This window comes from Rhodovulum sp. PH10, assembly GCF_000293785.1.
Taxonomy (GTDB): Bacteria; Pseudomonadota; Alphaproteobacteria; order Rhizobiales; family Xanthobacteraceae; genus Rhodoplanes.
In genome coordinates this window covers 1-6283 of sequence record NZ_AKZI01000146.1, presented here as the reverse complement: position 1 = coordinate 6283, position 6283 = coordinate 1, and the positions used below count along the sequence as shown (strand labels likewise).

Sequence of the window (6283 nt, the reverse complement as noted above, 5' to 3'; positions counted from 1 at the left end):
ACGCCCCGCCGCAAGCCCTCAAAGCCGTGGCCTGACCACGACGCTTACTGAACGCCGCACGGCGCCCGTTCGACAGCCGACTCCTTCCGAGCCCGGCAGCGCGGGTCCGCGGCACCCCGCATTTACCCCGCAATCGCGCGAAACCGCCCGAAATTTCGGGTGCAGCCGCGTCGCGCCATTCGATTTTTTATTTGAAATATCAAATTGGTGGGGGAGGTAGGACTCGAACCTACGAAGGCATAGCCAGCGGATTTACAGTCCGCCCCCTTTGCCGCTCGGGACACTCCCCCGCCGCGCATCGTCCGTCCGCAGCGGCGGGCGGGACGCGTCGTGTGGGGCGTCTTATGGGTACCCACCCTGCCGGTGTCAACTCGAAATCCGGCTTTTCCGCCATCCGGCGGATCTGCGGCGCGGAAGACGGCGGCTCGCCGGACTGGCGGCGGCCTTCGGCGCCCGCTATGGATCGCTTTTTCGCGCCGGCGGCAGACCCGCCCCCGGCGCTCCATCGTCCTGGAACCGTCATGCCCGACCGCGATCCGCCGAAAAGCAAGCCGTCCCACGCGTCCGTCACGCCGTGGTCGGCCGGGGAGCCCGCCAAGGGGCCGTCCGGCAAGGAACGACCGGGCAAGGGACGCTCCGGAAAAGGGCGCCGCTTCGAGGACCGGCCCGGCAAGGATTTTTCCTCCGGCAAGGGTGGCGGGCGAAAGCCGTTCGGCCCGCGGACGGGCGGCGGCTCGCGTGGAAAATTCCGTCCCGAGCCGCGCGACCGCGAGGGGCCGGCGATTCTCTATGGCTGGCACACCGTGAAGGCGGCGCTGGAAAACCCGCAGCGCCGCTTCGTCCGCCTGCTCGCTACCGAGAACGCGGCCAAGCGGCTCGCCGAGGAGGGCGTGCCGCTGCCGATTCAGCCCGAGCCGGTGCGGCCGGAGGCGATCGCCGCGATCGTCGGGCCGGAGGCGGTGCATCAGGGCTTGCTCGCCGAAGCCGATCCCCTGCCCTCGCCGGACATCTCCGAGCTGCCGGCGGAGGGCTTGGTGCTGGTGCTCGACCAGATCACCGACCCACACAATGTCGGCGCGATTTTGCGCAGCGCCGCCGCCTTCGCGGTGACCGCCGTGGTGACCACCGCCCGCCACAGCCCGGAGGCGACCGGCGTGCTGGCAAAATCCGCCTCGGGCGCGCTCGACTATGTGCCGATCGTCACGGTGACCAACCTCGCCCGCGCGCTGACCAGCCTGAAGGAGAACGGCTGGCTGACCGTCGGGCTCGACAGCGCGGGCGACGCCGACCTCGCCGAGACGCCGCTCAGGGCGCCGTTGGCGCTGGTGGTGGGAGCCGAGGGCAAGGGCTTGCGGCAGCTCACCCGCACCACCTGCGACGCGGTCGCGCGGCTGGACATGCCGGGGCGGATCAAGAGCCTGAACGTCTCCAACGCGACCGTGCTGGCGCTCTATGTCGCCTCCACCCGCATCGCGGTGAAATAGCCGGGCGTCTCGCCGGTGCTCCGCCGTCAGCGGCGCGTCCACTCCTCGCCGGGGCGGGCGGGCGCCGGGTGCGGCAGCGGCGGCGTCTCGGGCGCGGCCTTCGGCACGCGCGGCGCGGCGGGCGCGGACCGCACGGCGCCGGGTGCGACGCGATGCGGCTTCGTTGCCTCGGCGGCGCGGGCGAGGCGGATCACCTTGGCGCTCGCCGCCGGGCGCACCGCATAGGCGCCATAGGGCGGCACGCCGTAGGGACGCTCCTCCGGGCCGATAGTCGAGCCATAAACCCGCAACGGCGGCCGCGCGCGAAAGTGCGGCCGGACATGGGGCCGATAGGCCCGGCGATAGCCGGTGCCGTAGCGCGGGCCGTAATGGCCGTGCACGTAAGGATACGGCGCGCCATAGGCGTAGCCGCCCTCGGAATAGGTCGGCACCGCGATGATCCCCGGGCCGGAATAGACCGGCCCCTGGTTCACAACGTAGATCGGCGGGCGCCCGTCGGAGGGATCGAGCACGTAGCCGGTCGGCGGCACCACGGGAGGCACCGGCGGCGCGCCATAGACGATCACCGGGCCGGAGACGCAGCAGCCCTGCGCCACGGCCGGCGCGGCGGTGAGGAGGCCCGCGAGGACGACGCCGGCGACGGCGGTGCTCGCAGCGACCAGACGACGATGACGCATGGCGACTCCCTCGATCCCTTCGAACAAAGGGTGACAGACGGCGGCAGTTCCGCCAACCGGATTTGCGTCGCGGAAAACAACCTCACCAGCGGCGGAAGCTCGGCGCGATCAGCACGTCGGGCACGTCGTAGACCGGCGGCATGATGGTCGACGGCGCGTCGTCCGAGTTCGCCTCCCACGACTGGTGGTAGGCCGGGCCGGGCTTCGGCGGGCGCCAGTCGCGCTTCAGCCGGGCGCGCACCTCGGCGACCGAGTAGTCGACCGCGGCCGGATACCAGTGGCGCACCGGGCGGCGCGACGCCCGCGGCACGCAGCACAGCGGCCGGATCACCGTCGGCGGCACCCAGCCGGGGCGGTAGAGGCCCCAGTCGCCTTCCACCACCGACCACGCGGCATTGCGGCCGTCGATATAGACCGGCACGTCGACCCGTCCGGGCACCACGAAGGACGGGGCGTTGTCGGAGGCCGCCGCCGGCGGCACCGGCAGAGCCAGCGCCACCGCCGCGGCGACGAGTGTCACCCGCACGGATCTCTGCATGGAAAAAAACCTCTCCTGTCGGTCGGCCGGCCTGCGGCTCGCGCGGCCCGCTCGTTGCGACCAGGACAACCGAAATGGCTGGAGATTCCGTCGTTCCCTCGCGCGCAAAAAGCCGATTTCGGGTGGTAACCCTAACGAGCTCCCGTGGTTTCCTGCCCCGCCGCACCCGCGACCGCCGCTTCGTTGAACCGCCGACGGGCGGCTGCTAGAGCGTGGCGGCGGCTCTCAGAGCGGTGCCGCGGATAGCGTCTTCCGGAGTAGCCTGCCGTGGCCGACCTGCGTCTCGCCGTGCCGTCCGACACCGTTGCGACGAAGCCGCTCGCACGGCTCCCGCTCCTTCTCGTCGTCCTGCTCGCGCTGACGGTGCTGCGGCTCGTGGGCTTGAAGCTCTCCGTCGTCGATCTGTTCTACGACGAGGCGCAATACTGGTCGTGGGCGCAGCATCTCGCCTTCGGTTACTATTCGAAGCCGCCGCTTTTGCCCTGGATCATCTGGACCTCGGAGCAGGTGTGCGGCAGCGCCGAATGGTGCGTGCGCGCCTCCTCGCCGGTGCTCTATCTCGCGACCAGCCTCGCCGTGTACGCGCTCGGCCGCGCGCTCTACGACGAGCGTGTGGGTTTCTGGGCGGCGCTGATGACCGCCTTCACCACCGGCGCGGCGTTCTCCGCCCGCATCGTCTCGACCGACGTGCCGCTGCTGTTGTGCTGGACCATCGCCCTGTGGGCTTTCGTGAAGCTCGTCGAGGCGCCACGCTGGCGCCACGCGGTGGTGCTCGGCGTCGCCACCGGCCTCGGGCTGCTCGCCAAATACGCGATGGTCTACATCGTGCCGGGGATTGCCATCGCCGCGATCGTCAGCCCGCGCGCCCGCCGGACGCTGGCGACGCCGCATCTGTGGGTCGCCCTGCCGATCGCGCTTCTCGTGATGTCGCCGAATCTCGTCTGGAACGCCTCGACCGGCTTCGTCACCTTCGAGCACACCGGCGGGCTGGTGCTCGGCGAGGAGGTCCGCTGGAGCTTTTCGCGAGCGCTGGAGTTCTTCGGGGCGCAGTTCGGCGTGTTCGGCCCGGTGATCTTCGGCACCATGCTGGTGGTCACCTGGAAGCTCATTCGCGGCACCCTGCCCGAGCCCGACCGCATCATGATCGCCTTCTGCCTGTTTCCGATCGTGCTGGTCACCGGCTTCGCCGTCACGGTGCACGCCTATGCCAACTGGGCGGCGGTCGCCTTCGTCTCCGGCGTGGTGGTCGCGGCGGCGCACCTGCTCCGCGAAAGGGCGTGGGGCTGGATCGCCGCGAGCCTCGCGCTCGGCGTGCTCACGCAAGGTCTGCTGCTCTATGGCGACGCCAATGCGAGCCGGATCGCCCTGCCCGGCCTGAAGAACCCGAACCCCTATGCCCGCACGCTCGGCTGGCGGGATTTTGCCGAGAAGGCCGGCGATCTCGCGGAGCGCGAAGGCGTGACCGCCATCGTGTCCGACTCGCGCGGCGACCTGGCGGCGCTGCTCTACTATCTGCGCGACCGAAACATCCCCGTGCTGTCGTGGCGCACCGAGGCGATCCCGCAATTCGATCTCGGCACGCCGTTCACCAAGGACACGCCGGGGCCGGTGCTGTTCGTCACGGTGTGCCCGACGCTGTCACGCGTCGAGCCGTATTTCTCGACCGTTCAGCCGCTCGGCCTCACTTTGACGGGCCAGCAGAGCGGCGGCCCGCGCGGCTTTCACGCCGTGAAACTCGATGGCGCGCGCGGGCCGCTGCCGCCGCTGCCGGTGTGCCGCGCCTGGTGAGTGTCTTCGCCGCGCGTGCCGGCGGTCGGGTCAGTCGGTCGGCTCGGCGGGCCGGACGATCAGGAGATGCAGCACCCACACGGTGAGCGCCGTCAGCACGGCGGACATCAGGACGTCCGAGGTGAAGTGGCCGCCCATCGCGATCCGCACGCCGCCGACCGCGAGCGCCCAGAGAAGCACCGCGGCGACGCCGACCGGCCGCCACGCTCTCGGCAGCAGCACCGCGACCGAGACGAGCCAGATCGCGCTCGACATCTCGCCGGAGGCGAACGAGCAGTTGCTCGGGCACTGGCCGTAAGGGCTGTACCACGGCACGAAGTCGATCGGCCCGCCGAACATCTGCAGCTCGATCGGCCGCGGCCGTCCGCCGTGCGGCTTGAGGATGCCGTTGATGATCAGCCCCGGCGCGATCGCCAGCGCCGCCAGCACGAAGGCCGCCGCCCGCGCGGTCAGCGCCCGCGGCAGAAACACCCAGCGCGGCGGCACCGCGAGCCGGGCGATCAGCACCACGCCGGCGGCGATCGCCACGACGAGGCCGATCGTCTGGTTGATGTCGCGCACCGCCTGGAACGCCGGATCGTAGGTGAGCGGGAAGCTTTTTTGCGCGGGATCGTAGAACCGCGCGGTGATGGCGATGTCGAGACCCGGCCAAATGCCGAACACCAGCCCCGTCACCACCCCGACCGCGAGGATGACGAGCAGCGCCCGCCACGCGCAACGCGCAGGCGCCCGCAAGCACGCCCGCATCCGCACGCGCATCAGAGAGGCGGGCGGCACCCGCAAGCTCGTCCCGGCCATCGTCCGCTCCCCCTGCCCCTCGGTGGCGGACTTAAAGCAAGTCCGCCGGCCCTGGGAAAGAGGAGAGAGGGACGCAGCGACAACGGGCGCTCCGCCGTCTATCCTGCGGCAGAAAGCAGAACTCCCGGCGATCCCGGCCAAACCCTCACAGCAGCCCGAGCGCCCGCAGCTCGCGGCGCATCTCTTCCGGCATCGCCCCCGCCCCGGGCGCAGCGCGCGAAAGGTCGGCGGGCGCTTCCTTGTCGGCGAGATAGCGCCAGCCCTGAAAGGCCCGGCACGGCCGCGGCTCGACCAGCACCACCGCCGGATCGAGCACCAGCGCGCAGCGCCCCACCCCGTCGGCGTCGACGAACGGGCGCACGTCGAGCAGCTTTTGGCGGCACATCAGCTCGCCGCGGATCACCCAGTAGAGCGAGCCGCCGCCCCCCAAAAGCTCGTCGGCGCGCTTCGGCACCATGCGGGTGACGTGCACGTGCTCGTCCGGGCTTCCCTTCGGCCGTGCGGCGCGCTTTTGGCGGATCCAGTCTTCGAGGTCGGCGACGCTGTCGCAGCCGACGCACAGCTTCACGAGATGCAGGGGCATTTTTTTCGTCGACGGGTCACTGGGCGGCAGCCGGCGGCAGCGGCTCGGGCGCCGGGGCATCGGGAGCGGACGGCGCGGCCGGAGCCTGGGCGGGCGGCGCGGCCGGACGGGCCGGCGCACGGTGGGTCGTGCGCGCCTGGGTACGGGCCGGCCGCGGATGCGGCGTCGGCACCGGCCCGGACGGCGCGGCGGCGGCGCCGCGGGAGGAGGCCCCGTCGCCGCCTCTGAGCGCCGCACCGGGCGGACCGGACGGCTCCGGGTTCATGATGCTGACGGCGGGAATCGAATCGGCCGAGGGAAAGTCGATCTGGGGCGCCGGGCGCGCCGGCTCGCCGCCGGCCCCCCCTGGGCCGCCGGCCCCCCCTGGGCCGCCGGGCGGGGTGGCGCCGGCGCCGCCGCTCGCGGTGGCGGCGAC

The 6283-nt window shown here is 71.7% G+C and carries 6 protein-coding genes, 1 tRNA gene and 1 pseudogene; 2 read left to right on the top strand and 6 right to left on the bottom strand.

From position 1 onward, the window contains the following. Nucleotides 1-205: 205 nt before the first annotated feature. Nucleotides 206-290: transfer RNA gene (locus tag A33M_RS19425), tRNA-Tyr, on the bottom strand. Between the two features lie 231 nt (nt 291-521). Between A33M_RS19425 and rlmB the strand changes: the two genes are divergently transcribed. After that, nucleotides 522-1484, top strand: coding sequence for a 23S rRNA (guanosine(2251)-2'-O)-methyltransferase RlmB (gene rlmB / locus A33M_RS19420; protein WP_008390855.1), 963 nt, complete (start codon nt 522-524; stop codon nt 1482-1484). 26 nt (nt 1485-1510) lie between these two features. Here the strand turns inward: rlmB and A33M_RS22580 are convergent, their stop codons facing one another. Further along, the gene (locus A33M_RS22580; protein ID WP_008390853.1) at nt 1511-2161 is read right to left on the bottom strand and encodes a hypothetical protein; all 651 of its coding nucleotides are present in this window, start codon (nt 2159-2161) and stop codon (nt 1511-1513) included. A gap of 82 nt (nt 2162-2243) precedes the next feature. Beyond that, nucleotides 2244-2699, bottom strand: coding sequence for a hypothetical protein (locus tag A33M_RS19410; protein WP_008390851.1), 456 nt, complete (start codon nt 2697-2699; stop codon nt 2244-2246). 267 nt (nt 2700-2966) lie between these two features. On the opposite strand from A33M_RS19410, the gene A33M_RS19405 reads away from it, so the two are divergent. Further along, the gene (locus A33M_RS19405; protein WP_008390849.1) at nt 2967-4487 is read left to right on the top strand and encodes an ArnT family glycosyltransferase; all 1521 of its coding nucleotides are present in this window, start codon (nt 2967-2969) and stop codon (nt 4485-4487) included. A gap of 30 nt (nt 4488-4517) precedes the next feature. Here the strand turns inward: A33M_RS19405 and A33M_RS19400 are convergent, their stop codons facing one another. From A33M_RS19400 to A33M_RS25100, 3 genes and pseudogenes are all read right to left on the bottom strand, one after another. Further along, nucleotides 4518-5285: a phosphatase PAP2 family protein gene (locus A33M_RS19400; RefSeq protein ID WP_008390847.1), complete on the bottom strand. Its 768-nt coding sequence runs from the start codon at nt 5283-5285 to the stop codon at nt 4518-4520. Between the two features lie 145 nt (nt 5286-5430). Then, entirely contained in the window at nt 5431-5868 is a 438-nt protein-coding gene (locus A33M_RS19395) for a DUF1489 family protein (RefSeq protein ID WP_008390844.1), read from the bottom strand. A 16-nt stretch (nt 5869-5884) separates the two neighbouring features. Continuing rightward, a pseudogene (locus A33M_RS25100) lies at nt 5885-6283 on the bottom strand (hypothetical protein); the annotation flags it as partial.

Bases quoted from the DNA above. Each gene is read 5' to 3' on its own strand.
- A33M_RS19410 (WP_008390851.1), bottom strand. From the start codon at position 2,699: ATGCAGAGATCCGTGCGGGTGACACTCGTCGCCGCGGCGGTGGCGCTG.
- A33M_RS22580 (WP_008390853.1), bottom strand. From the start codon at position 2,161: ATGCGTCATCGTCGTCTGGTCGCTGCGAGCACCGCCGTCGCCGGCGTC.
- rlmB (WP_008390855.1), top strand. From the start codon at position 522: ATGCCCGACCGCGATCCGCCGAAAAGCAAGCCGTCCCACGCGTCCGTC.
- A33M_RS19395 (WP_008390844.1), bottom strand. From the start codon at position 5,868: ATGCCCCTGCATCTCGTGAAGCTGTGCGTCGGCTGCGACAGCGTCGCC.
- A33M_RS19400 (WP_008390847.1), bottom strand. From the start codon at position 5,285: ATGGCCGGGACGAGCTTGCGGGTGCCGCCCGCCTCTCTGATGCGCGTG.